Annotated in this window: 22 protein-coding genes and 1 other RNA gene; 14 read left to right on the top strand and 9 right to left on the bottom strand. The window is 48.8% G+C overall.

Annotated elements, in window-relative coordinates:
• Positions 1-47 precede the first annotated feature (47 nt).
• The 7 genes from FTU67_RS13010 (at position 48) to FTU67_RS12980 (ending at position 6,531) form a co-directional block, all read left to right on the top strand.
• Entirely contained in the window at positions 48-1,472 is a 1,425-nt protein-coding gene (locus FTU67_RS13010; protein WP_180061866.1) for a phosphomannomutase/phosphoglucomutase, read from the top strand.
• Positions 1,473-1,482: 10 nt separating this feature from the next.
• Positions 1,483-2,385, top strand: coding sequence for an acetylglutamate kinase (gene argB / locus FTU67_RS13005; RefSeq protein WP_016659457.1), 903 nt, complete (start codon positions 1,483-1,485; stop codon positions 2,383-2,385).
• Positions 2,386-2,499: 114 nt separating this feature from the next.
• Positions 2,500-3,312, top strand: coding sequence for a GNAT family N-acetyltransferase (locus tag FTU67_RS13000; RefSeq protein WP_160242866.1), 813 nt, complete (start codon positions 2,500-2,502; stop codon positions 3,310-3,312).
• Positions 3,313-3,398: 86 nt separating this feature from the next.
• The gene (locus tag FTU67_RS12995; protein WP_180061869.1) at positions 3,399-4,247 is read left to right on the top strand and encodes a class II glutamine amidotransferase; all 849 of its coding nucleotides are present in this window, start codon (positions 3,399-3,401) and stop codon (positions 4,245-4,247) included.
• A gap of 256 nt (positions 4,248-4,503) precedes the next feature.
• The gene (locus FTU67_RS12990; protein WP_005179777.1) at positions 4,504-4,959 is read left to right on the top strand and encodes a bacteriohemerythrin; all 456 of its coding nucleotides are present in this window, start codon (positions 4,504-4,506) and stop codon (positions 4,957-4,959) included.
• A 166-nt stretch (positions 4,960-5,125) separates the two neighbouring features.
• A complete protein-coding gene (locus tag FTU67_RS12985) occupies positions 5,126-6,208 on the top strand; it encodes a hypothetical protein (RefSeq protein ID WP_127800517.1) in 1,083 nt (360 codons plus the stop codon).
• Positions 6,208-6,531, top strand: a complete 324-nt coding sequence (locus tag FTU67_RS12980) for an RnfH family protein (RefSeq protein WP_005179774.1) — start codon at positions 6,208-6,210, stop codon at positions 6,529-6,531. Before FTU67_RS12985 ends, FTU67_RS12980 begins: the two co-directional genes overlap by 1 nt.
• Positions 6,532-6,573: 42 nt before the next feature.
• Here FTU67_RS12980 and FTU67_RS12975 read toward each other — a convergent pair whose 3' ends face one another.
• Complete coding sequence (locus tag FTU67_RS12975) at positions 6,574-6,972, bottom strand: outer membrane protein assembly factor BamE (RefSeq protein ID WP_005179773.1); 399 nt, start codon at positions 6,970-6,972, stop codon at positions 6,574-6,576.
• Positions 6,973-7,084: 112 nt separating this feature from the next.
• On the opposite strand from FTU67_RS12975, the gene fur reads away from it, so the two are divergent.
• Positions 7,085-7,522, top strand: a complete 438-nt coding sequence (gene fur / locus FTU67_RS12970) for a ferric iron uptake transcriptional regulator (protein WP_005179771.1) — start codon at positions 7,085-7,087, stop codon at positions 7,520-7,522.
• A gap of 72 nt (positions 7,523-7,594) precedes the next feature.
• On the opposite strand, the gene FTU67_RS12965 is transcribed toward fur, so the two are convergent.
• Positions 7,595-8,713 carry a PilT/PilU family type 4a pilus ATPase gene (locus FTU67_RS12965; RefSeq protein ID WP_005179770.1) on the bottom strand — a complete coding sequence of 373 codons (1,119 nt, stop codon included), beginning with the start codon at positions 8,711-8,713 and terminating at the stop codon, positions 7,595-7,597.
• A 27-nt stretch (positions 8,714-8,740) separates the two neighbouring features.
• Positions 8,741-9,778 (bottom strand): type IV pilus twitching motility protein PilT, encoded by a 1,038-nt coding sequence (locus FTU67_RS12960; protein ID WP_005179768.1) that lies wholly within the window; start codon positions 9,776-9,778, stop codon positions 8,741-8,743.
• Positions 9,779-9,901: 123 nt separating this feature from the next.
• On the opposite strand from FTU67_RS12960, the gene FTU67_RS12955 reads away from it, so the two are divergent.
• Entirely contained in the window at positions 9,902-10,588 is a 687-nt protein-coding gene (locus FTU67_RS12955; protein ID WP_005179764.1) for a YggS family pyridoxal phosphate-dependent enzyme, read from the top strand.
• A 45-nt stretch (positions 10,589-10,633) separates the two neighbouring features.
• Here the strand turns inward: FTU67_RS12955 and FTU67_RS12950 are convergent, their stop codons facing one another.
• Genes FTU67_RS12950 through FTU67_RS12940 form a run of 3 tightly spaced genes read right to left on the bottom strand, consistent with a single transcriptional unit; the run spans position 10,634 to position 16,600 of the window.
• A complete protein-coding gene (locus FTU67_RS12950; protein WP_180061865.1) occupies positions 10,634-11,731 on the bottom strand; it encodes an acyltransferase in 1,098 nt (365 codons plus the stop codon).
• Positions 11,732-11,734: 3 nt separating this feature from the next.
• A complete protein-coding gene (locus FTU67_RS12945; RefSeq protein WP_180061864.1) occupies positions 11,735-15,340 on the bottom strand; it encodes an AAA family ATPase in 3,606 nt (1,201 codons plus the stop codon).
• 9 nt (positions 15,341-15,349) lie between these two features.
• On the bottom strand, positions 15,350-16,600 hold the full coding sequence (locus FTU67_RS12940; protein WP_016659450.1) for an exonuclease SbcCD subunit D C-terminal domain-containing protein: 1,251 nt from the start codon (positions 16,598-16,600) through the stop codon (positions 15,350-15,352).
• A gap of 407 nt (positions 16,601-17,007) precedes the next feature.
• Here FTU67_RS12940 and FTU67_RS12935 point away from each other — a divergent pair, with 407 nt between their 5' ends.
• The gene (locus tag FTU67_RS12935; protein WP_035363315.1) at positions 17,008-17,469 is read left to right on the top strand and encodes an ABZJ_00895 family protein; all 462 of its coding nucleotides are present in this window, start codon (positions 17,008-17,010) and stop codon (positions 17,467-17,469) included.
• A gap of 54 nt (positions 17,470-17,523) precedes the next feature.
• Here FTU67_RS12935 and thiO read toward each other — a convergent pair whose 3' ends face one another.
• Together thiO and hemB are read right to left on the bottom strand one after the other, a co-directional pair.
• Positions 17,524-18,648: a glycine oxidase ThiO gene (thiO, locus tag FTU67_RS12930; protein WP_180061863.1), complete on the bottom strand. Its 1,125-nt coding sequence runs from the start codon at positions 18,646-18,648 to the stop codon at positions 17,524-17,526.
• A 16-nt stretch (positions 18,649-18,664) separates the two neighbouring features.
• Complete coding sequence (hemB, locus tag FTU67_RS12925; protein WP_005179750.1) at positions 18,665-19,678, bottom strand: porphobilinogen synthase; 1,014 nt, start codon at positions 19,676-19,678, stop codon at positions 18,665-18,667.
• 108 nt (positions 19,679-19,786) lie between these two features.
• Here hemB and FTU67_RS12920 point away from each other — a divergent pair, with 108 nt between their 5' ends.
• Positions 19,787-20,284, top strand: coding sequence for a thioesterase family protein (locus FTU67_RS12920; RefSeq protein WP_180061862.1), 498 nt, complete (start codon positions 19,787-19,789; stop codon positions 20,282-20,284).
• A 119-nt stretch (positions 20,285-20,403) separates the two neighbouring features.
• Here FTU67_RS12920 and glpK read toward each other — a convergent pair whose 3' ends face one another.
• Positions 20,404-21,888 carry a glycerol kinase GlpK gene (gene glpK / locus FTU67_RS12915; RefSeq protein ID WP_180061861.1) on the bottom strand — a complete coding sequence of 495 codons (1,485 nt, stop codon included), beginning with the start codon at positions 21,886-21,888 and terminating at the stop codon, positions 20,404-20,406.
• Positions 21,889-22,020: 132 nt separating this feature from the next.
• On the opposite strand from glpK, the gene ssrA reads away from it, so the two are divergent.
• The 3 genes from ssrA to tnpB all read left to right on the top strand — a co-directional run.
• Positions 22,021-22,380: a transfer-messenger RNA gene (gene ssrA, locus FTU67_RS12910) on the top strand.
• 269 nt (positions 22,381-22,649) lie between these two features.
• The gene (locus FTU67_RS12905; protein WP_180061860.1) at positions 22,650-23,078 is read left to right on the top strand and encodes a transposase; all 429 of its coding nucleotides are present in this window, start codon (positions 22,650-22,652) and stop codon (positions 23,076-23,078) included.
• Positions 23,075-23,373, top strand: a 299-nt coding sequence (gene tnpB / locus FTU67_RS12900; RefSeq protein ID WP_180061859.1) for an IS66 family insertion sequence element accessory protein TnpB, incomplete at its 3' end; no start/stop codon positions are given. The genes FTU67_RS12905 and tnpB, both read left to right, overlap by 4 nt.

Genomic DNA, 23,373 nt, shown 5'->3' with positions numbered 1-23,373 from the left:
AGCCTAAAACAATCATTCTCCCTATTCATATATAAAGTAGTTCTGCCATGGATATTCAACAGTCCAGTTTCCCTTTTCAGGTTTTCCGTGCTTACGACATTCGTGGCAAGGTGACTTTGCTGACGCCTGAACTGGTGCAAGCGGTGGCGTTGGGTTTGGCCGTACAAATTAAAAACACGGGCAGCACACGTGTGGTGATTGGTTATGATGCCCGTCTCAGCAGTCCGGCCTATGCCGATCTGATCATGCAGGTGCTCCAGCAGCAGGGCTTAAGCCCGACCTTAATGGGCTGCTGTTCCAGTCCGATGCTGTATTACATCGCCCGCCAGTTTGATGGCAATGGCATTATGGTCACGGCCAGTCACAATGCCAAATCTGACAATGGTATTAAATGGATTCTGGGTGGAGAACCCCCGACGCCAGACAAAATCCAGCAGGTGGCGGCCCATGCCAGCAACTATTTTCTGGCGCATCGCCAGCAGCCTGTGGCTGAACAGCCGCATCAGATTTATTCGGAATTTTGCCTGCAATATCAGCAGGCGCTACTCGATGATATTCAATTACAGTGCCGTTTTAAGGTGGTGCTCGATGGTCTGCATGGTTCAGCGGGTCGCTGCGCTGCGCTGGTCTTGCAAAAACTGGGCTGCGAGCTGATCACAATCCGCTGTGAGGCCAATGGGCATTTCCCCGATCATGCCCCAGATCCCTCTCAGGAAAAGCATTTAAGCAAGCTGAAACAGGCGGTACAGCAGCATCAGGCAGATTTAGGCATTGCGCTGGATGGCGATGGCGACCGTCTGGTTCTGGTCGATGAACAGGCCAAGGTGATTGGTGCAGACCGTTTGCTGGCATTGTTTGCCGAAATGTGTTTACAGCAACATCCACAGCATGAAGTGGTGTTTGATGTGAAGTGTTCGACCATGGTGCGTAACACGGTACGCGCGCTGGGTGGCCATCCGGTAATGATTCGTACCGGCAGCACCTTCCTGCGTCAGTATCTGGCGCAATCAAAGGGACACGCAGTGTTTGGTGGTGAATATGCCGGGCATTATGTCTTTAATGACGGGCGCGGCTTTGGCTATGATGATGGCCTGTATGCTGCGCTGCGGGTAATGGAATATTTAAGCCAGCGCCCGGAGCGAAGCCTGTCTGAACTGCTGGCCAAATATCCTGAACGCTGCTGTACTGAAGATACTTATATCAGCACCCACAACATTGCTTCAGCGCATGTTTTACATGAGCTTGAAACCTTAAGTCAGCCATTGGCCGCACAATTAAGTAAAATTGATGGCGTTCGACTTGATTTTGAAGATGGTTTTGGCATTATTCGAGCATCGAATACGGGCGAATATTTTACAGTACGTTTTGATGCCGATAATCCGGCACGATTAGCGGATATTCGTCATACCTTTGTTTCCATGCTGAGCAACCGTTATCCGCAGATTGCTCAAGACATTTTAGATGCTCAATAAGGAGAGGCGCATGCCACAGCAACAGACTGGCATCGACAAAGCACAGATTCTGACAGAAGCTTTGCCGTATATTCAACGTTTTATGGGTAAAACGCTGGTCGTGAAATATGGTGGCAATGCCATGACCGATCCTGAGCTGGAAAGTTCATTTGCACGTGACATTGTGCTGCTTAAAACGGTCGGTTTAAACCCGATTGTGGTGCATGGCGGTGGTCCACAGGTCGATTCCTTCCTGAAACAGCTGGGCCGCGAATCTGACCGTATTGATGGCATGCGCGTGACTGATCCGGCGACCATGGAAGTGGTAGAAATGGTGCTTGGCGGTAGCGTGAATAAATCTATCGTCAATTTAATTAACCAGCATGGCGGCCGTGCCATTGGTTTGACCGGTAAAGATGGCAACCTGATTCGGGCCAAAAAACTGCTGATGGAAAAAACCGCAGAAGATGGTTCAGTACAGAAAATTGACTTAGGCTTGGTCGGCGAAGTGGTCGGCGTGAAAACCGACGTACTGGAAATGTTTACCCAAAGCGATTTTATTCCGGTAATTGCACCGTTAGGCGTCGACGAAGACGGTAATACCTATAATATTAATGCCGATCTGGTCGCTGGTAAGGTGGCTGAAGCTTTGGGCGCAGAAAAACTGATTCTGTTGACCAACATTACGGGTGTACTGGATGCCAACAAGAATCTGCTGACCGGTTTAACCACTCAGGAAGTCGATCAGTTAATTGAAACCGGCGTAATTTATGGCGGTATGATTCCGAAAGTAGGCTGTGCGCTGGATGCCGTCAAAAATGGCGTGGTCAGTGCGCATATTGTCGATGGCCGTGTGCCACATGCTTCCTTGCTGGAAGTCTTTACTGACCATGGAGTGGGCACTTTAATTACCAACCGTGCCGCCAAACACTAAGAGTTAAAACAACTCAAGGTCTCTAAGGAGGCCTTTTTTTATGGCTGATTTTTGGTCATTGAATTGTCATCTGCATCGCCTAGTGTATAGGCAGAACATTAGGAGTGCTGATCGATGTTAGCCAAACTCAATCAATATCGACAAAATTTGAGTTTTCCTTTAAGCAAAAAAAATCATACCAAATATGATTTTAAAACCACAACAAAAACAGAATACAGCTTTGAATGGGTTGAAAATTTAAAACAGTTAAAAGAAGTACAGCAATTTCGTGCCGAGCAGTTTGCCAACCAGTTCGGTTTGCAGTTTGAGCATGGACTGGATCAGGATGTTTACGATTTTGGCTGCGAACATGCCGTATTAAGGGATAAGGCCAGTGGGGAAATTGTGGCCTATACCCGATTAAAACTGTTTCAGGGGTATGAACTGGCGCAAAGTTATAGTGCCAGCGAATTTGCCATTGAAGAGCAATTAAAGCATCTCAACAATATTGTGGAAATTGGCCGTACCTGCGTGCATCCACGGCATCGGGCCGGTAAAGCTCTATCCATTTTATGGCTGAATCTGGTGCCGAAAGTACTCTGGAGCATGAAAGCCCGTTATTTGATTGGCTGTGTCAGTGTGCGTTTAGAAGGCAATGAAGCGCGTGCCTATCATACCCATCAGTATATCCAGCAGTTAAGCGAACAGCAGCGCTGTAACATTGCCTCGAAACAGGTGTATATTCCACAGGCCTCTGAAATGACTTCGCTGAAACAGGGCCGGATTCCCAAGCTGTTTGATATTTACCTGAAAATGCAGGGCAAACTGTCCACCGAAGCCTATTATGATCAGGAGTTTAACTGTCTGGATTATTTTGTCTTTGTCGAAATGAACCAGGTGCTAAAAAAGATGGTACTCAAGAAAAATACCCGTCACATTGTGGAATAAATAAAACTTTGCAGTGATTGTGATTTGCATGGCCTGACAGAGTCATGCACAATAAATGCAGTTTTAATCAGATGTTGAAGTCCTGTATGTGCCAGTTACTCGGAATGAATTGTGCAACACCTACTGATATTACCTTTTCATTTCGTGGTTTTTCACAACGTGCTGGCATAACTTCCGACCATAGTGATGGTTTTGGCATCGCCTTTTTTGAAGACAAGGCCTGCCGCTTATTTGTCGATAACCAGTCGGCAGTGGAATCGCCCATTGCCGAGCTGGTACGCAACTATCCAATTAAATCACGCAATGTGATTGCGCATATTCGCAAAGCCACGCAAGGCAAAACTACCCTGGAAAATTCCCATCCCTTTATTCGGGAGCTGTGGGGACGCCACTGGATTTTTGCCCATAATGGCGATTTACACCATTTTGATCCAGCCTTAAGCGGTCATTTTACCCCGGTGGGCAATACCGATAGCGAGCGGGCATTCTGTTATTTGCTCGATCAGATGGTACTGAAATTCGGTTTTGTGGAACCGTCTTTAGAGCAGCTCTTTGAACTGCTGACCGAAATTTCCCCGAAAATTGCCGAGCATGGCACCTTTAACTTCTGTCTGTCTAATGGTCAGGCGCTGTTTAGCTATGCCACCACCAAACTGCACTGGCTGGTGCGTGAATACCCGTTTAAACCGGCACAATTAATTGATATTGATGTCGAGGTCGATTTTAGCCAGGTTACCACACCGGAAGATCGGGTGGCGGTGATTACCACTGAACCGTTGACTCAAAATGAAACCTGGCAGGCTTTTAGCCCCGGCGAAATGATTTTATTCCAGCAGGGACAGCCGATCAGAAAACAGCTGACTTATATTGAACGTTTGGAAAAAGAACGTCTGAATCCGGAATTAAAACGGATTACCCGCGCCGATCAATATTAATCTACTGTTGTATATTTTATTTTAAATAGTGCCGTATTTTATTTAAGTCTAAAAATACGGCAGAAAATAATAAAACGGTTAAATAATAACTGACTCTTTTGCTCAGGTTAAAATAATATAAACATTATAAAACAAGGATTTGTGTGAATTTGTTGGCAGAAACAGGAATCCCAAGTAAATCACTTCATTTTTATTTTAAATTAAATATGGCTACTATGCTCAAAGCTTATAAATCATTTGAATCAGGGGTGGTCGTATGAAAATGAAGTGGATTCCAGAATATAATACTGGCATCGATGTGATTGATGACCAACATAAACGTATTCTTGATTATATTAACGAAATTGTCGAGATTGGTGAAAATACCGATCGTGCCCGTATTAAACAGATTCTCGATAATATTATTGACTATACCCAGTCTCATTTTACCTTTGAAGAATCTTTACAAGAAGAAGCCGGTTATAAATACCGCGTACCACATAAACGCGTACATGACTTATTTATTAAAAAAATCGAGTCGTATCGTGAACGCTTTGAAATGGGGCATTCCATTGAAGGAGAACTGCACGAAGTGTTGTCAAAATGGTTAATTAACCATATTCAGCATGATGATGCAGATTATGTTGGCGCTGTAAAAGAAAATATGATGGGTATTATTCAGGAAAAAGAAAAGAAAAAAGGTAAAAACTGGTTTGCCCGTTTCTTCTCATAAACAGAATAAATTACTGCACAATTAATAAAACCAGAGAACAACAATATTGGACTAAAAACTAGCGCAGCAAACCATTGATGGCAATGGTTTGCTTTTTCTTTTTTAGTTTTTGATTTTCCCGGGTGACAAGGGCAAAATAGCGATAGATTTTTATTAGGAAAGCATCATGCAGGACAATGCTATGTCACGATGGTTATCGCCGCTGATGGCATTTTGTTTATCATTTATTCTGATTGCCACACTGGCACCGGTCACTGGCATTCAGCTGGAACGTCAACTGGACTTCTGGCTGCTGTGGTTGGGTACCATGCTGGTGCTGGCCTTGCCATTGACCTATATGGAAATTGCGCTGGCCAAGCGCTCAAAAACTACAGCCTTGCAGGCTCTATCCAGTTTGACCCGTGATGCCGATGCCTCTGCACAGTGGCGTCTGGTGGGCTGGCTGGCCGCGGTGTTTATTCCATTTTTAGCAGGCGCGATGCTGTTTAATGTCAGCCAAATGCTGACCCAGCTGGCACTGCCAACGATTCTACCGTTGTGGATTTTTATTGGCTTGGCACTGGTTGCCCTGGCATTGTCTTTTATTTCGCGTCTGCTGCTGCTTGGCCTGACTGCGGTCGGTGTGATTGCTGCCTTTATTCTGGCGCAAGTGATGGGTGCTCCGGTTGCTGAATGGCAAATGACCGCGCTTGAGTTTGGCGAGTGGGGCAATGCCACAGTACTGGCGTTGGTGGCCAGTGGCCTAGGTCTGGGTCTGTACTGGCAAACCAGTTTGCCGGCGGTACAACAGCAACAGGTGGCGACCAAAACCGTGTTCCCGATCTGGCTGGCGCAATTACTGGCCGTGATTGCCTTTGCTTTCTTTGCCGCGACTGCTCAGCTACCCGCTTTTGCGCTGGCTTTTGCTGTGGTGATGGCTGCTGCGCTCATCCTGCAACTGGCACGTGAACAGTTGGCACAGCGTCAGATTGCAGTGGCAATTCAATGGATCATTCTGCTGGCAGCCACGTTGATCTGGGCCATTCCAGGTCTGGCCAGTGTGTTAAATCCGCTGCTGATGATCTGGGGCCTGGTGATTTGTCTGATTTATGCGATTTTCGCCGGTTGGATCATGAAAATCAGTCATTTGCGTAAATCCATGAACTTCAGCAGTGAAGCCTTTTATAACCTGTGGCGTATTGCCATCCGTATTGTCTTGCCACTGGCAATTATTGCTGCGCTGCTGGCCGTGATTGGACAAATGTTCTGATGACTGCGCAGTATGTCTGGGTGGCTTTTGCCTCAGCCGAACAGCAGTTTCATCTGGCAGTGCCGTATCAAAATGGCATGACTGCGCTGGATGCGATTCAGCAGAGCGGGATTAGCGAACAGGTCAGTTTGCCTGAACCGCTGCAACTGGGAATTTTTGGTAGCCGTTTAACCGATGCGCAGCAGCCACTGCAACCGGGTGACCGGGTCGAGATTTACCGGCCGCTGACCATTAATCCGAAAGATATCCGCCGCAAACGAGCAGCGAAAAACCCGGTGGGCCGCTATGCCAAAGGCAATCGCTTTAAGCAATTGAGTTCATAAGAAAAACCCCTCACTGAGGGGTTTCTTTTTATCTGAAAGGGGCTATAGTGGGGGCGCGGTTAAAATTGCTTCTTTTGAACCCGGTAAGCCTGGTTGCTGTTCAGGAATGGTTTCTAAACCTTCAATTTTCTGCACAATACCGGTTTGATCGAAGTAGATTTTTAAGTGTTGACCTTGTGCAGCGGGAATCTTGGCTTTTTTAGCATAGGTTCCTGGGATATAATGGTAAATATAGTCCCAACGTAAAGGATTCATTGGATCTGAAATGGTTGGGCTACCCAGCAAAAAGCGGACCTGTTGGTGGCTCATGCCGACCTGAATTTTTGCAGCTTGTGCTTGGGTTAAGGGGGTGCCTTGAGGAATATCTACTTTATAAACGCCCAAGGTCGAACAACCCATGAGCAATGAAGTGACGAATAACGTCAACATGACTTTTTGCATTTTGCTACACTATCCCAATTAATTATTGATGCATTCGATCCAAGCATAGATCATACTGCATCTTAACTTTGTTGCATATTCCAACTTTAATTTTGTTGAGAGACCTTTTTTCATGCCTATTTCAAATCAAGATCTACGCAAAGCTGGCCTTAAAGTTACACTTCCACGAATTAAAATATTGGAATTATTAGAAAATTCAAGACAACATCACTTAAGCGCGGAAGATATTTACAAGACTTTACTCGAACAGGGTGAAGATGTGGGTTTAGCAACTGTGTATCGCGTGTTAACACAGTTTGAAGCCGCGGGGATTATCGAGCGTCATAATTTTGAAAATAATCATTCGGTTTTTGAAATTATGCAGGAAGATCACCACGACCACCTGGTATGCCAGAACTGTAATAAAGTGGTGGAATTTACCAACGACGTGATTGAACACGAACAGCATGAAGTGGCGAAAAAGTTTGGTTTTGAACTGACCGGTCACTCACTGAATTTATATGGCTACTGCGATGCGCCGGAATGCCGCGAAGCGTTCCGTAAAAAATAAGCGCAAAACTGCCCATCAATAAATCAACCCATAAAAACAGGCTGAAGATCAGCCTGTTTTTTTTGCCTAAAATTATTGCCCGTCGAAGGTAATATTCGAAGTGGCATGCATTAAACGCTCGCCGCCTTCTTCCGACAGCTTGATTTGCAGACGCAAATCGTTTGGCGAGTCGGCATGTTTCAGGGCATCTTTGTAGCTGATCTGCTTGGCTTTATACAGGTCATACAGGGCCTGGTCAAAGGTTTGCATACCCAACTCACGTGAACGCTTCATCAGGTCTTTAATTTCGTGCACATCGCCTTTACGGATTAAATCGGACACCAGTGGCGAGTTAATCAGCAGTTCAATCGCGGCACGACGTGAGTTGCCATCAATAGTAGGAATCAGCTGCTGTGCCACAATGGCTTTCAGGTTCAGTGATAAATCCATAAACAGCTGGCCATGACGGTCAGCCTCAAAGAAGTGGATAATCCGGTCAATGGCTTGGTTGGCGTTGTTGGCGTGCAGGGTGGCAAATACCAGGTGACCGGTTTCGGCAAAGGCAATTGCATAATCCATGGTTTCACGTGAACGGATCTCACCAATCAGGATCACATCTGGGGCCTGACGCAAGGTGTTTTTCAGTGCCACTTCAAACGAATCGGTATCAATGCCTACTTCACGCTGGGTAATAATACAGCCGGCGTGTTCGTGCACAAATTCAATCGGGTCTTCAATGGTGATGATATGACCTTTGGAATTCTGGTTACGATAACCAATAATTGACGCCAAAGAGGTCGATTTACCGGTACCGGTTGCCCCGACAAAGATGATGATGCCACGTTTGGTCATGGCCAGATCTTTTAAAATCGGTGGCAGTTTCAGTTCTTCCATGGTCGGAATTTTGGTTTCAATCCGACGCAGCACCATGCCCGGTTCATCACGCTGCTGAAAAGCGCTGACACGGAAACGTGCGCTTTTATCACGGTTGGTGATGGCAAAGTTACATTCACGGGTATCGGCAAATTCCTTGCGCTGCTTGTCGGTCATAATCGAGTTGAGCAGCTGGCCGACAATTTCCCCGGTCAGTTTGGATTTGGCCACTGGCACAATCTGGCCGTTAATTTTCATGGAAGGCTCAACATCGGCCGTAATAAACAGGTCCGATGCTTTTTGCTGAATCATTAAATTCAATAAATCATTAAAGTCCATAGCGCTGTCCTGGCTTCCTGCACACGATTAGAGGAACGATTCTGGCTGTTTCGCCACAGTACGCGCGGTCTGTGGACTGATCACGCCACGGCTGACCAGGGCTTTCAGGCTCTGGTCCAGCGTACTCATACCGTAGTTGGCACCGGTTTGAATGGCCGAGTACATCTGTGCAACCTTGTTTTCACGAATCAGGTTACGGATGGCCGGAATCCCGATCATGATTTCATGCGCCGCCACACGGCCACCGCCATTTTTCTTGAGCAGGGTTTGTGAAATGACCGCCTGTAAAGATTCAGACAGCATGGCACGCACCATATCTTTTTCTTCGGCCGGAAAGACGTCAATCACACGGTCAATGGTTTTTGCCGCCGAGGTGGTATGCAGGGTACCAAAGACCAGGTGACCGGTTTCTGCCGCGGTAAGTGCCAAACGGATGGTTTCCAGGTCACGCATCTCACCGACCAGAATAATATCCGGGTCTTCACGCAGAGCCGAACGTAGTGCTTCATTAAAGCCGTGGGTATCACGATGCACTTCACGCTGGTTGACCAGACATTTTTTAGACTGATGCACAAATTCAATCGGGTCTTCCACGGTCAGGATGTGGTCATAGCGATTGTCATTGATATAGTCAATCATCGCCGCCAGGGTGGTGGATTTACCCGAACCCGTCGGCCCCGTGACCAGCACTAGACCACGTGGATAGTCACAGATATCTCTAAAGATTTGACCCATTCCCAAATCTTCAATGGTCAGCACTTTAGAGGGAATGGTACGAAACACCGCGCCTGCACCGCGGTTCTGGTTAAATGCGTTAACACGGAAACGCGCCACGCCCGGGACTTCAAACGAGAAGTCGGTTTCCAGGTTATCTTCATAATCACGGCGCTGTTTGTCGTTCATGATGTCATAGACCAGCTTGTGGACTTCTTTATGTTCCAAGGCGGGCAAATTGATGCGGCGTACTTCACCATCCACACGAATCAGTGGCGGCATGCCTGCCGACAGGTGTAAATCCGATGCCCCATTTTTTGCCGAAAAGGCCAATAGTTCTGTAATATCCATAAGTTCCCCGAGATCATATAAATCTTAATTATTTTGTTAGAATAATACGGCTTTCCCTCAGCTTAACCAACACCTAGCACGAGGGCAAAGTAAAAAAGATGAATGAAAATGAGAACCGCATCAATGAATAGCCTGCAAAAATCGCGTCAACATGTGTTAGAACAAATTCAGCATGCCTGTCAGCAGGCGCAGCGTGACCCGGCAGAGGTCCAGCTGCTGGCGGTTTCCAAAACCCATCCGAGTGCTGTGTTGCAGGAAATGTACCAGACCGGACAGCGAGCCTTTGGCGAAAACTATTTACAGGAAGCGCTGGAAAAAATTGAGGCGCTGCAGGATTTAGAGATTGAGTGGCATTTTATTGGCCATGTGCAGCGCAACAAAACCAAACATCTGGCTGAAAAATTTGCCTGGGTGCATGGGGTAGACCGGCTGATTATTGCTGAGCGCTTGTCCAATCAGCGCAGCGATCAGCAGGCGCCACTGAATATCTGCCTGCAGGTCAATATTGATGGACAGGATAGCAAAGATGGCTGTAGCCCTGGCGAAGTACCGGCGCTGGTCGAGCAGATCAGTCGGTTGCCGAATTTACGTTTACGTGGCCTGATGGTGATTCCGGCACCAAATAACACTGCCGCCTTTCAGGATGCCAAACAACTGTTTGATACGGTCAAGGCGCAACATGCACAGCCTGCAGATTGGGATACGTTAAGTATGGGCATGTCCGGTGATTTAAATGCAGCAATTGCCGCAGGTTCGACCATGGTGCGGATTGGTACGGCATTATTTGGTGCGCGCGATTATTCGAAATAATGCTGCATCACAATATTCAGCTTGTTCTTTGGTGTCACAGCCTGCTTAGGATAAGTGCCGTTCAATTCGGCGAGGTGGTTCCAGTTTTTGCGCCACCAGCCAGGCAAAACCAATCAGCACCGCCATTGTGATAATCAGGCTGAGCAGAGCTACTCCTAAACCGTGCTGCAGCGTAAACGGAAAACAGCCCAGGATAAAAATCAGCAACGGGAAATGGGTGATATACAGGGTATAGGAAAACTGCGCGGAAGCCGGCCAGATCACCTGAATCTGCCGTTCACCACGCGCCAGTTGTAGCAGCCAGCAGGCCGCTGCAATCCCGATACACAGGTTAAACAGCCTGAAATTTTCGCCAGTATAGTACTGCGCCAGATAAATGGAGTGAAATTGGTAGGCATCAAACAGGGCAATCAGCACCGCCAAGAGCAGAAAACCGGATTTAAAATAGTGCAGTTGGGCGGCTGGAATCTGTTTGCTCCATGCCGGACTAGCAAAAGCAAAAGCCAACAACCAGACCAGAAAATAAATCAGGAACTGGATATTGAGCAGGCTTAAGCCAAGCAGCAGGGTTAAAAACAGCAGGATGCTCCCAAGTCTGAATGTCACCAGACAACCGGCCAGAACATAAAACCAGACTTCATAACTCAGGCTCCAGAGGGCAGCATTGGCCGATACGGTCGGCGTTACAAAACCATTGACGAAAAACAGTGAACCGAGAAAATCGGCTGCACTAATGTCATAGCTGTGCCGGATCATAAAGCTTTGGCTCGCCTCAATGCCATGGGAGCCGGATGCAAAGAAATAGGGCGCCAGTGCATACAATAACAAGGTCAGCAACATGGCAAATAAAAATGGTCCCAGAATACGCTGGCAGCGTTGCCGGCTATAGGCCAAGCCTGAAAACTGTCGATGGCGATGGATATTGTGACGGATGGAATGTCCAATCAGATAGCCGCTTAGAACAAAGAACATCATCACTGCGGCTTGTCCGAGCAGACGCACACCCGAATAGAGGGTTTGATCCAGCGGACCAATAAAGGCCTGAAAACAGTGGCTGAACAGCACCAGAATGGCACTCCATCCGCGCAGGCTTTCCAGCTGCAGGCTGAGCTGCGGCGAGAGCGGACGATAGTGCCAGAACATGGTCTAGCCTACGATCTGCAGGGTACTGGCCCCAGCACCAATTGGTTTGACCTGAATTTGGACCGGAATCCGTTCGTGAATTTCCTGAATATGGGAAATCAGCACCACTTTACGGCCCTGGCTTTGCAGCCGGTCGAGCGCATTCATGACCATATGTAGCGAGGCCGGATCGAGCGTCCCAAAGCCTTCATCAATAAACAGCGATTCCAGTTTCATGGAGCCGGAGGCCATATTGGCAATGGCCAGTGCCAGCGCCAGTGATACCAGGAAGGTTTCACCCCCCGATAAAGACAGTACCGGCCGGATTTCGCCATTCATGTCATGATCCAGAATCGCGAGGCCCAGACTGTTGGGAATACGTTGTAGCTGATAACGCGGCGCCAGTGGCTGCAGTTGCTGGTTGGCATGTTCCACCAGAATATCCAGATGATGTTCCTGGGCAATTTTCTGGAATTTGGTGCCTTCCTTGCTGCCAATTAAATCGGCAATCCGGCCCCAGCGATATTCTTCAGCCTGAATTTTTTCAATCTGGCTCTGGAATTTGGACAGTTGTGCCTGCGCCTGTTGCTGCATACGTAACTGGGTTTCCAGCTGGTTAAACTGCTCCTGTAAGCTGTTTTTTTCCTGTTCCAGCTGTTCCAGTTGGGTGGTGACCTCATCATAACTGACAGTTGGTTGCTGGGCCTGATGCTGCTGGAATTGCTCCTGCAATACATCCAGCGCACTTTGTGCACTGAGCATGGCTTGCTGTTGTTGCTGGATGGCCTGACGCATGGCCTGCCAGCTGGCCAGATCAATACCCAGACACTGCTCAATCTTCTCGGCAGTGAACTGTGGATGCTGGCTTTGCCACTGCTGAATGTTGTGCTGTAGCTGCTGTACACTTTCCAGAAGCTGCTGCTGGCGTGTATGCAGGTCTTGCTGTTTCAGCTGCGCCTGCTGGAATTGCTGTTCCAGCTGACGGCAGTGCAGGTGTTGCTGTTCTACCTGCTGCTGGAGTTGTTGCTGCTGCTCTCGTAACAGCTGCTGCCAGGCTTTGCCGGTATCCAGCACCTGTCCAGCATGTTGCTGGCTGAGATCACGTACCTGCTGGCGCAACTGGCTGCCTTGAGTTTGTGCATGGGTAAGGTCATTGCTCAGCTGTTGCTGTTGCTGCTGATAGAACTGTAGTTGCTGTTCGCCGTCTTTGATCTGGCGCTGTAATTCCTGCTGCTGTTGCAGGCATTGCTCGCGCTGTTGCAGGTATTGAGTCCGGCTGCTCAGCAGGGCAATAAGAGTCTGACACATCTCGGCCTGGTTCGCCCATTGCGCTTGCTGGGCCGGTTCCAGTGCCTGGGTAACCGGTTCAATCAGTTGTTCCAGCTGCTGGAATTGCTGACAGAGTAACTGCAGGGACTGAATCTGTTGCTGCAAATGTTGCAGCTGCTGGGTCTGGCTTTTCAGCTGTTGCTGGCGAGTTTTTAGCTGCTGTAACTGCTGTTGCTGCTGATTTAGCTTGTGTTGCAGTGTGGTCTGCAAGGCGGTCAGATCGTGTGCTGTATCATCCAGCTGTGTGCTTGGGCTGAGCTTTTGAACCTGCTGCAGTTTCTGTTGCACACTGTCTTGAAGCTGGCTAGAGCGTAGCTGTTTCTGTTCCAGCAGGGTTTGCTGTTTGGAATGTTGTAGTTGTAATTGCTGGAGCTGCTGCTGGCACTGCTGTTCCTGCTGCTGGGCCTGTTGTAACTGGGTGTCCTGCACCGACTGCAGTGCAGATTCCAGCAAATCCTGATGACTGACAAATGGATGCTCAGTGCTACCGCAGACCATACACGGCTGTTCTGCTTGCAGCTGCTGACGCAACTCCTGCACACTTTGTGCCTGCAATAAACGCTGCTGGGCAAAAATCTGTTCCAGCTGTTCACGTGCCGTCTGGGCATTCTGGTAGTGCTGCTGTGCTTCAGTTTGCGCCTGTTGCAAGCTGCTTAGCTCGGCCTGAAGCTGGGTCATGTGCTGCTGTAATTGCTGCTGTTCCTGCTGCTCGTTCAGCATGTGTTGTAACAGGAACAGGGCTTGTTCCAGCTGCTGGCTGTGTTGCTGGTGCTGTACCTGCTGCTGTTCCAGTTCTGTGGCTTGCTGTTCCAGTTCAGCCATTGAGCCGGCCTGCTGGAGCGCATCGGCCTGTTGCTGTTTTACATCATCTAGCTGCTGTTGCAACTGGGCCAGTGAACTGTGCGCATGTGCCGGTGCCTGCTGCTGTAGCTGTTGCTGCAGTTTCTGAAATTGCTGCAAGCGTTGCAAAATACTGTGCGGCTCACGGTCAAATACTGCCAGAAAGGCATGCTGGACCGATTGCTGTTCCAGATGTTCTAAATGCGTATGCAACTGCTGTAAGTGCTGTTGCTGGCCGTGCTGCTGGGTGGTTAGTGGCGTAATTTTTTCATGTTGAATCTGTTTCAGCTGGGCATCGGCTTCTTTATAGCGCTGAATCAGATGCTCAATCTGGCCATCCAGCTGTAGTGCCTGTTCTAACACGGGTTGTAACTGTAGCTGTTCTTTCTGCTGTTGTTGCGCGCTGTGCTGCAATTGTTCCAGCTGCTGCTGTGCCTGCTGATGCTGCTGTTCACAGTGTTGAAATTCCGGCTGGAATTGCTCAAGTTGCTGCGCCAGCTGTTGCTGTTGCAACTGTTGCTGGCGCTGCTGCAGATACTGTTCACGGATTTCCTGAAACTGGTCCAGCTGCGCCAGCAGGTCACGCTGCGGCTGCATTTTCTGGTTGGCATCGACCTGCACCAGATAAAATTCTTTTTTGGCCTGAATTTCACTGTGCAGACGATGTTGCTGCTTGTACCAGCTTAAATCATTCAACAGCAGTTTTTCGCTTTGCAGTTTTTCATGCAGACTCAGTTTGCTCTGGGCATGCTGCTGTTGCAGGGCTTGTAGCTGCTCATCACTAAGCAACTCAATATGCCCCATCAGTTGTTGTAACTGTTCTTTTTCGCTGCGAATCTGGCGGATTTTTTCAAAGGCTTTCTGACTGACCAGACTGAAAATATGGGAATTGGTCAGATATTCCAGCAAGTCGGCGCGGTCCTGATCTTTGGCCTTTAAAAACGCACCCACTTCAGACTGGGCCAGCAAGACGGCGCGGGTAAACTGCTCAAAACTCAGCCCAATCAGCTTTTCAACAGTCGGGGTGCATTCCGAAATTTTCTGGGTCAGCACGCGCTGATCTTCCACAGCGGTAATCGCGCGTTCGACTTTTAAATTGCCATCGACCTTGTTACGGGCGCGGCGCACTTCCCAGCGTGCCAGATAACGCTTTTGATCCAGCGCAATAAATTCCAGTTCGGCAAAGCCTTGGGTACAGCCGCGGCGCAGAATATTTTTAGAATCTTTAATCGAGATGCCCTGACCGCTGGCATCTTTAAGCGCCCCGGCAGCGCCGTTTAAGCGCGGAATCTGGTCATACAGCGCCAGACACATGGCATCGAGCAGGGTCGATTTACCGGCCCCAGTTTTTCCGGTAATCGCAATCAGGCCGGCATGAGCCAGCGGTGCGCTTTCAAAGTTGATGTCCTGGGTGCCGGCAATAGAAGCCAGATTATTCAGACTTAAACGTAAAATTTTCATGTCTGATCCTTATGGCTGTTCTTGTTCAAGGCTATGCTGCGCTTCAATCAGCAGCTGCATAAAATCTCGCTCGACCGAGGCATCCGGCTGATAGCCCATTTTGCTCCACAACTGTTTGAATAAGCTGTCCGGTGTGGGCGGGGCCAGATCAATTTTGGACTGATCTGCGGCCTGATCTTCCTGTGGGGTGTAGACCCGGCAAATGCGTAACAGGCGATAGCGCTGTTCCGGTAAGGTCTGTTCAATCTGCTGGCGTAAATCGACCGGTGGTGGTACATCGGTGCTGTATTCAATTTCCAGATAATCACGCTGGCAGATGCGTTCCACCGTACCTTGCGGGAGGGCTTTCAGTTGCTGAAACACTTCATCCAGACTGCCGCGAATACGGTGCAGCTGTACACTGCGCGGAATCAGCAGTGAGCCCAGTTGCAGGCGCTGTTCGGGCGCAGCCTGCGGGTCAATCTTGACCTCGAGCACCTGATGCTTGTACTGGATTTCACTAAAAGACAGCGGAATTGGAGAGCCGCTATAGCGGATATGTGGATGCTGGACTTTTTGCGGTTTATGCAGATGCCCCAGCGCGACATAGTCAATCACATCATCAAATAGGGCAGTGGAAAGTGCTTCTTCATGACCAATAATGATCGGCCGTTCTGAATCTGAGGTTTCGCCACCTTGCATATGCGCATGTGACATCAGGATTAATGCCTGATCTTCCGTTTTACGCCGTTTGGCTTCGGCAATCAGCTGCTGATGCAAATAGGCAATCGCATTCTGGGCGTTCTGGGTCTGCTCATTCAGTCCGGTAATTTCCGCAGTGCGTAAAAATGGCAGAGTCAGACACCAGGCAATAACTTTGTTTTCGGCATCATAAATTGGCACCAGTAAACGGTCGAGATCCAGCTGGTTGTCGGCATTGCGCTGAATCACCCCAACCGCCTTGGCCTTAAACTTGGCCAGCAACGGTTCCACCTGTTCAATGCGGTAGCCGGAGTCATGGTTGCCGGCAATCATCAGGGTCTGCATGTGCGGTGCAATGGCGTGGGCATCGGCCAGAAACTGGTACAGCTGGCGCTGCGCGCTGGAGGCCGGGTTAATCACATCAAAAATATCCCCGGCAATAAACAGGGCATTCGGCTGTTTTTCCTGGATTTGTTCTAATAACCAGTCTAAAAACTGTGCATGTTCATATTCACGATCGTGGTTATGGAAAAATTGCCCCAAATGCCAATCTGACGTATGAAAAAAATGCACTGCCATGTCATCAACCTGTTTTGCTTTAGGCAAGCATACTATAGCTGAGGGCGAAATTTAAAATTCTGTACCGATATAAAACGCTAAGGTTTAATCTTTATTGTCCTGAAGATGAGTGCTGCTCACCAGCAAAGGCCAGACAAATAAAAGCCGACGATTCGAGTGATGATAAATCGTCGGCCAAATAAAAAGTGCGATGAACAAAGCATTTGGCTGCTATACAAAAACTTGATTCACATTCGCTTATTGCTTTAGCAAAGCTTCCCGAAAAATTTGTGGATGCCGTTACAAATTCGCCGGAGATGAAGCTTGTGCCCTATATAACGCCTGTTCGGGCACAACGGTTGACAGGATCATGCAAAAAAAATCAATTTTTTTTATACTAGTTGCTTATGGCTCAGGTAGACAGTTTAATGATTTCTCTAACACGTTATTTTCTCTGGTTTTTATTTTTCTGTCTGATCTTTACCTGTATCTGCGGGGTACTGGCTGCATTGTTACCGGCAGGTGTGGGCGGCATTTTAACCGCAGTGCCTTACTTGGTTGCCATGATCTGGGTGCTGTTTAAATTTTTAAAACAGCAGCAGCGCGCACCGTCTCAGGCCGAGCGTAAAAAGCTGACCTTGGGTTTTAGCCTGATTTTCTGGGGCTATAATCTGGCCTTTTTATTACTCGGCATCTGGATTTTTTCCCGTCAGAATCCAACCATCTGGCAGGATTTTCTGCTGTATTTACAGCAGCCGCAATTTTTAAGCGTGGTGGTGATTATGTGGTTATTAATTGCCATTCCGCTGTATCTGCTGACGTACTGGTTTTATGGTAAACAGGCGCAGCGGATGGCGGCCAAAATGTTTGGTTCACAGCATCAGGGCTAAATCATCTGGTGTATTTCCCTTCGCCTCATCTCGGGTAGGGGAATCGATCCGATCTTAACTGGCCAGGGCAGCGCGCTGTAAACGGGCCGGACTATAAGCCTCCGGAGATACATCTGGGGGCTGGCCCAATAGCAGTTGACGCAGCAAACGCGCAGAGGCTGGTGCCATACATAAGCCATTGCGGAAATGGCCAAAATTGGCCCACAGATTGTCAAACTCCGGCATCAAGCCAATATAGGGAATACCGCCGTCTGGTGAGCCCGGGCGTAAACCGGCCCATTGCTTGATGATGGGCAGGTCTTTTAAGGCTGGCACCATGGCATAGCTGGCCTCCAGAATATTGGCCGTGGTATCGGCATTCAAACGGGTATCAAAGCCCTGTTCTGCCATACTGGAACCACAGACAATATGGCCGTCCTGACGCGGAATCAGATACATGACTTGATTCATGCACATGGTGGGCAGCCAGTTTTCTGGAGTTTTAAACAGTACCATCTGTCCATGTACCGGACGTACCGGAATCTGTACATCAAGCTGCTCGGCCCAGCGCGCTGACCAGGCGCCGGTGGTCAAGACATAGTCATCGGCCTGATAACGCTGTCCGGCCTGATCGACAATAGCGCATACCTGCTGACCGTGCAGTTCTAGGCGTTCAATCGGGCAGTGTTCAAACAGCTGCACCCGTGGATGCTGCTTTAAATAGCACAGAATTGACTGTAATAAACGCGGATTACGCACATTGGCCAGCTGCGGGAAATAGATGGCCTGCTGGAACTGTGCGGAAATATGCGGATTCAGCTGATGCAGTTCGGCGCTGTGCAGATGCTTTGCCTGCTGCATGGGTTGCTGAAACAGCTCGGCGAAATTCAGGCCAATGTCAAAATCGCTTTCATCAAAAATCAGCATACCGGTTTCATGGATCTGAAAATCAATGCCGGTGTCAGGCTGAAGTTTGGCATTCCAGCGCAGATATTCAGTTTTGGCCGATTGCGCCAGCACATTTACCGCAGCCGGATAACGCCACGGATACATTGGAGAGAGAATACCACCACCGGCCCAGGAGGCCGCCTGACCGGATTGCTGCTGATCAAAAATACTGACCGAGCAGCCCTGTTCCAATAGCTCCAGCGCCGACATCAGTCCACTAATGCCGGCGCCAATCATGGCAATGTGCTTCATTGCAGTGGCAATATCCTTATTTCATGTCTTTGAGTTTGAGTGCGGCTTCTTCTGCAAAGTAGGTCCAAATGCCATCGGCACCGGCACGGCGGCAGCTCATCAGCGATTCAATGATCACGCTGTCGGATAACCAGCCATTTTGAATGGCAGCAGCCAGCATCGCGTATTCGCCACTGACCTGATAGACAAAAGTCGGCACAGCGAAGGTATCTTTGACTTCACGGACAATATCCAGATACGGCATACCCGGTTTGACAATGACCATGTCGGCGCCTTCCTGAATATCCAGCGCGATTTCATGCAGCGCTTCTGCACGGTTGCCAATATCCATCTGGTAATTGTATTTATTGCCGCCTTTTAAATTGCTGGCCGAACCGACGGCATCCCGGAACGGGCCGTAAAAGCTGGAAGCATATTTGGCCGAGTAAGCCATAATATTGGTATAGATATGACCTTGTGCTTCCAGTGCCTGACGGATAGCACCAATACGGCCATCCATCATGTCGCTTGGCGCAACCACATCGGCACCGGCTTCGGCATGGCTTAAGCATTGCTTGATTAAGGCTGCTACGGTTTCATCATTCAGCACATAACCACTGTCATCAATAATGCCATCCTGACCATGGGTGGTGTACGGATCGAGGGCGCCGTCGGTAATCAACACCATCTCCGGGAGTTCTTTTTTCAGTAAACGGACCGTGCTTTGTACCAGGCCATCTTCGCGCCAGGCAGCTTCGGCGGTCAGACTTTTATCTTCTTGTGGGGTGACCGGAAACAGCGCCAGTTTAGACACACCCAGTTCCAGCAGGCGCTCGGCTTTTTTCAGCAGCAGATCGGCCGACAGGCGCTGAATGTTGGGCATGCTTGGAATATCTTGGGTCTGGTTTTGACCGGGTAAAACAAATACTGGATAAATGAGATGATCAACCGTGAGCTGGGTTTCTCGCACCATGGCACGTAGCTGGTCATTTTTACGGATACGACGCATACGAGTGGCAGGAAATGCGGGACGATTGAACGTATAAGTCATAACAATCTCACTGATCAGTATTAAACTAGGCAATATTGTAGACCCATAAACAGGATTGTGGGGCAAAATACATGCGTTTTTTCTCAATTTAAGGTAATTGGCCAATTTATGAGCGATATGGCAAAAAAGTGGACCGGAGGCATTCATTTGGGTTCGAAAGTAGATATTGATGTCGTCTTACAGCAATTGTGTCAGGCCTTTAACAGTTCACCATTTTTCAAGCATAACGGCATGCAGATGCGGGTGGTGGATCAGCAGATTGAAGCCTATATCGAGATGCAGCCGCAGCTGATTGGCAATGTGGCTTTCCAGATTTTACATGGCGGGGTTGCTGCGACAATTCTGGACAGTGTGGGCGGGATTGTGGCGATGGGCGAGCTGTATAAGCGCACCAAGCCGGAGCAGTTACCTGATACCATCAAGAAAGTGACCCGATTGGCCACGGTGGATATGCGGGTGGATTATCTGGCGCCGGGGCGAGGCAAATATTTTACGGCCCGTGCTGAAACCCTGCGTTTGGGCCGTAAAGGCTGTACCATGCGCATGACTCTGGTCAATGATGAACATAAAGCTATTGCCACCGCAATTGCGTCTTATGCTTATTAATCCAAATGGATTGATTGGCAGATAAAAAAACAGGCTCAATCGGGCCTGTTTTTTATTTGGATCAGTCGCGGTGAATAGCGTAAAAATCAAGCTTGAGCGATTTCGCGGGTATTCGCCGTTTAAAGATCGGAACGGGCACGTTTTAGCGCCTGTTGCCATTTTTGCAAATGTGCCTGACGCTGATCTTTTCCCATACCGGGTTCAAATGCGCGTTCCAGCTGCCAGTTATCGGCAATATCACTTAAGCTGTTAAACACCCCGGATTTAAGCCCGGCCATTGCCGCTGCGCCCCAGGCGGTGGATTCTCGCATTTGCGGCCTTAACACTGGCACATTGAGCAGATCGGCCTGAAACTGCATTAGCATATCATTACAGCTGGCGCCGCCATCGACCCGTAATTCTTTGAGCGGTTGCTGAATATCTGACTGCATCGCGCTGAGAACATCGGCCACCTGAAAGGCAATTGCTTCAAGCGCTGCCCGGGCGATATGGGCTTTGTGAGTGCCACGCGACATACCGCAGAGCAGGGCACGCGCATCACTGTCCCAATGCGGCGCACCTAGACCGGTAAAGGCCGGCACCAGCACCACGCCATCGGTATCGCTGACCTGACTGGCCAGCTGTTCGACCTCGGCACTCTGTTGAATGATGCCCAAACCATCGCGTAGCCATTGCACAATCGCACCGGCCATAAACACACTGCCTTCAAGCGCATAATGGGTCTGGTTCTGGCATTGCCAGGCCAGGGTGCTGAGCAGCTTATTCTGGCTGTATTGCAGCGTCGAACCGGTATTAAACAGCATAAAGCAGCCGGTACCATAGGTGTTTTTGGCCATGCCCGGCTCAAAACAGGACTGGCCGAACAGGGCCGATTGCTGATCGCCCAGAATGCCACTGATTGGAATTCGGGCGCCGAGTAAGCCGGCAGCGGTATCGGCCACATAATGATCGGAACTGATGATTTTTGGTAAGACCGAAGCGGGAATCTGAAAAAGTTGCAGCAGTTCTTCATCCCAGCTTTGGGTTTGTAAATTCATGAGCATGGTGCGTGAGGCATTGCTGACTTCAATTACATGCTCGGCGCCTTGGGTCAGGTTCCAGATTAGCCAGCTATCGACGGTACCAAAGGCAACATGCCCCTGCGCTGCCAGTTCGGCCAGACCGGGAATATGCTTAAGCAACCAGACCAGCTTGCCGGCACTAAAATAAGGGTCAATTAATAATCCGGTGGTCTGCTGTATTTTTTGTTGCAGTCCCTGTTGCAGCAGCTGATTACACCAGTCGGCTGCGCGCCGGTCTTGCCAGATGATGGCCGGAGCCAAGGGCTGGCTATTGCGTTTGTCCCAGACGATAGTGGTTTCCCGCTGGTTAGTGAGGCCAATGGCATGAATATCTTTGGCCAGAATCCGTGCGGACGCCAGCGCCTGTTGCACCACAGCCATCTGGCTGCTCCAGATTTCCTGGGCATCCTGTTCCACCCAGCCGGATTGCGGGGTGTTGATTTGGGTTTCGCGTTGCGCGCTAGCCTGAACCTGTCCATGTTCATTAAAAATAATCGCGCGACTTGAGGTCGTGCCCTGATCCAGGGCGAGTAAATAAGTCATAATTTATACTGTTATCTGACTTGAAATTTAAAATATTAGCGCAATTATGTTATTAAGCGCAGATCTTGCGGTGAATAGTTGTGAAATGATCTCGTAATTTTCAACTTTTATGCTATGATGGTGCTGTAGTCTGGGGGTGTTATTGGCTTCGACGCTGATGATGAAACTCATAGATGCATGCCGAGAGCGCATTTTCTCTCGTAAATCAAATTTGCATTTAAATAGTCGCAAACGACGAAACTTACGCTCTAGCTGCCTAAGGGCCGCTTGTCCGCTTCACTGAATACTTGTGGTCAGTGAACCCGACCGAAGCGAACGCACACAAGTCCGTATAGAGCCAAGCCTCGGGGCTTTATACCAAACTTAGAGGATCGCACTTTGAACCCTGTTCGTCGGGTCTTAAAGTGTTAAAACAATAGACGATATCTAAGCATGTAGTATTCTCGAGCGTAGTGTTGGCGGACGCGGGTTCAACTCCCGCCACCTCCACCAGAATTTATTTTATAAATCAGCCACTTATGTAAGTGGCTTTTTTATTTGCCACATTTTTGCCACATTTTTATTTCAACAAGTAGAAATATCAGTGGCCTTATGCTGTGTGTGCCACGCTTAATTTTGCAATTTCTTGCTTGTTCTTATCCCCATGCAGCCACTTGGTATAACGCTTAATCAGCATCTGTGTAAGCGTCCGCTGAGCCCCACTTTTTCTAACTCATTAATACCGCGATAGTGTCCACTAAAATTTAAGTGGACACCTATTTATGGATTTAAAGACAGTTATAGACACTGCACCAACGCTAAAAAAGCCCCGTCGAACCTTCACGGCTGAATTTAAACATCAACTTATTCAGCAATGCCAGCAGCCAGATACATCGGTGGCTAAGGTCGCAATGCAACATCAGATCAATGCCAATCTGTTGCATAAATGGATTCGTCAGTCCAGATCAATGGTTCCATCATTAACAATCTCATCCATTCCACAGATCGACTTCCTTCCCGTCATTCTTCACCCGACGCCAGTCAAACAAGAAGCACCTCCGCCACCTGTGCCAGAGAAGAAAGCTACCGCTCATATCAGGATTCCATTACATGATGAACAATGTTCCGTAAAGGATCAGATGATCGAAATCGAATGGCCGGTGGAGTCAGTAACTGAATTACTGCTTTTACTTCAGGGCTTGATCAAATGATCCGTATCGATGAAATCTGGTTGTCTACCCAGCCCATGGACATGCGTGCGGGTATGGATACGGCCATGGCGCAGATTATGAAAGCCTTTGGCTCAATCAAACCGCATTGCGCCTACCTGTTCTGTAATAAACGTGGCCATCGTATGAAAGTGCTGGTACATGATGGACTGGGCATCTGGCTGTGTGCCAGGCGGCTGGAACAGGGAAAATTCCACTGGGCTAAAGTTCACCAGGGTGAAAACGTAGCTCTCAGTCCAGAACAGTTACAGGCACTCATTCAGGGTTTGCCCTGGCA

Origin of the sequence: Acinetobacter sp. YH12132 (assembly GCF_013418645.1) — a bacterium.
Taxonomy (GTDB): Bacteria; Pseudomonadota; Gammaproteobacteria; order Pseudomonadales; family Moraxellaceae; genus Acinetobacter; species Acinetobacter indicus.
This window is presented reverse-complemented; position numbering and strand designations above follow the sequence as displayed.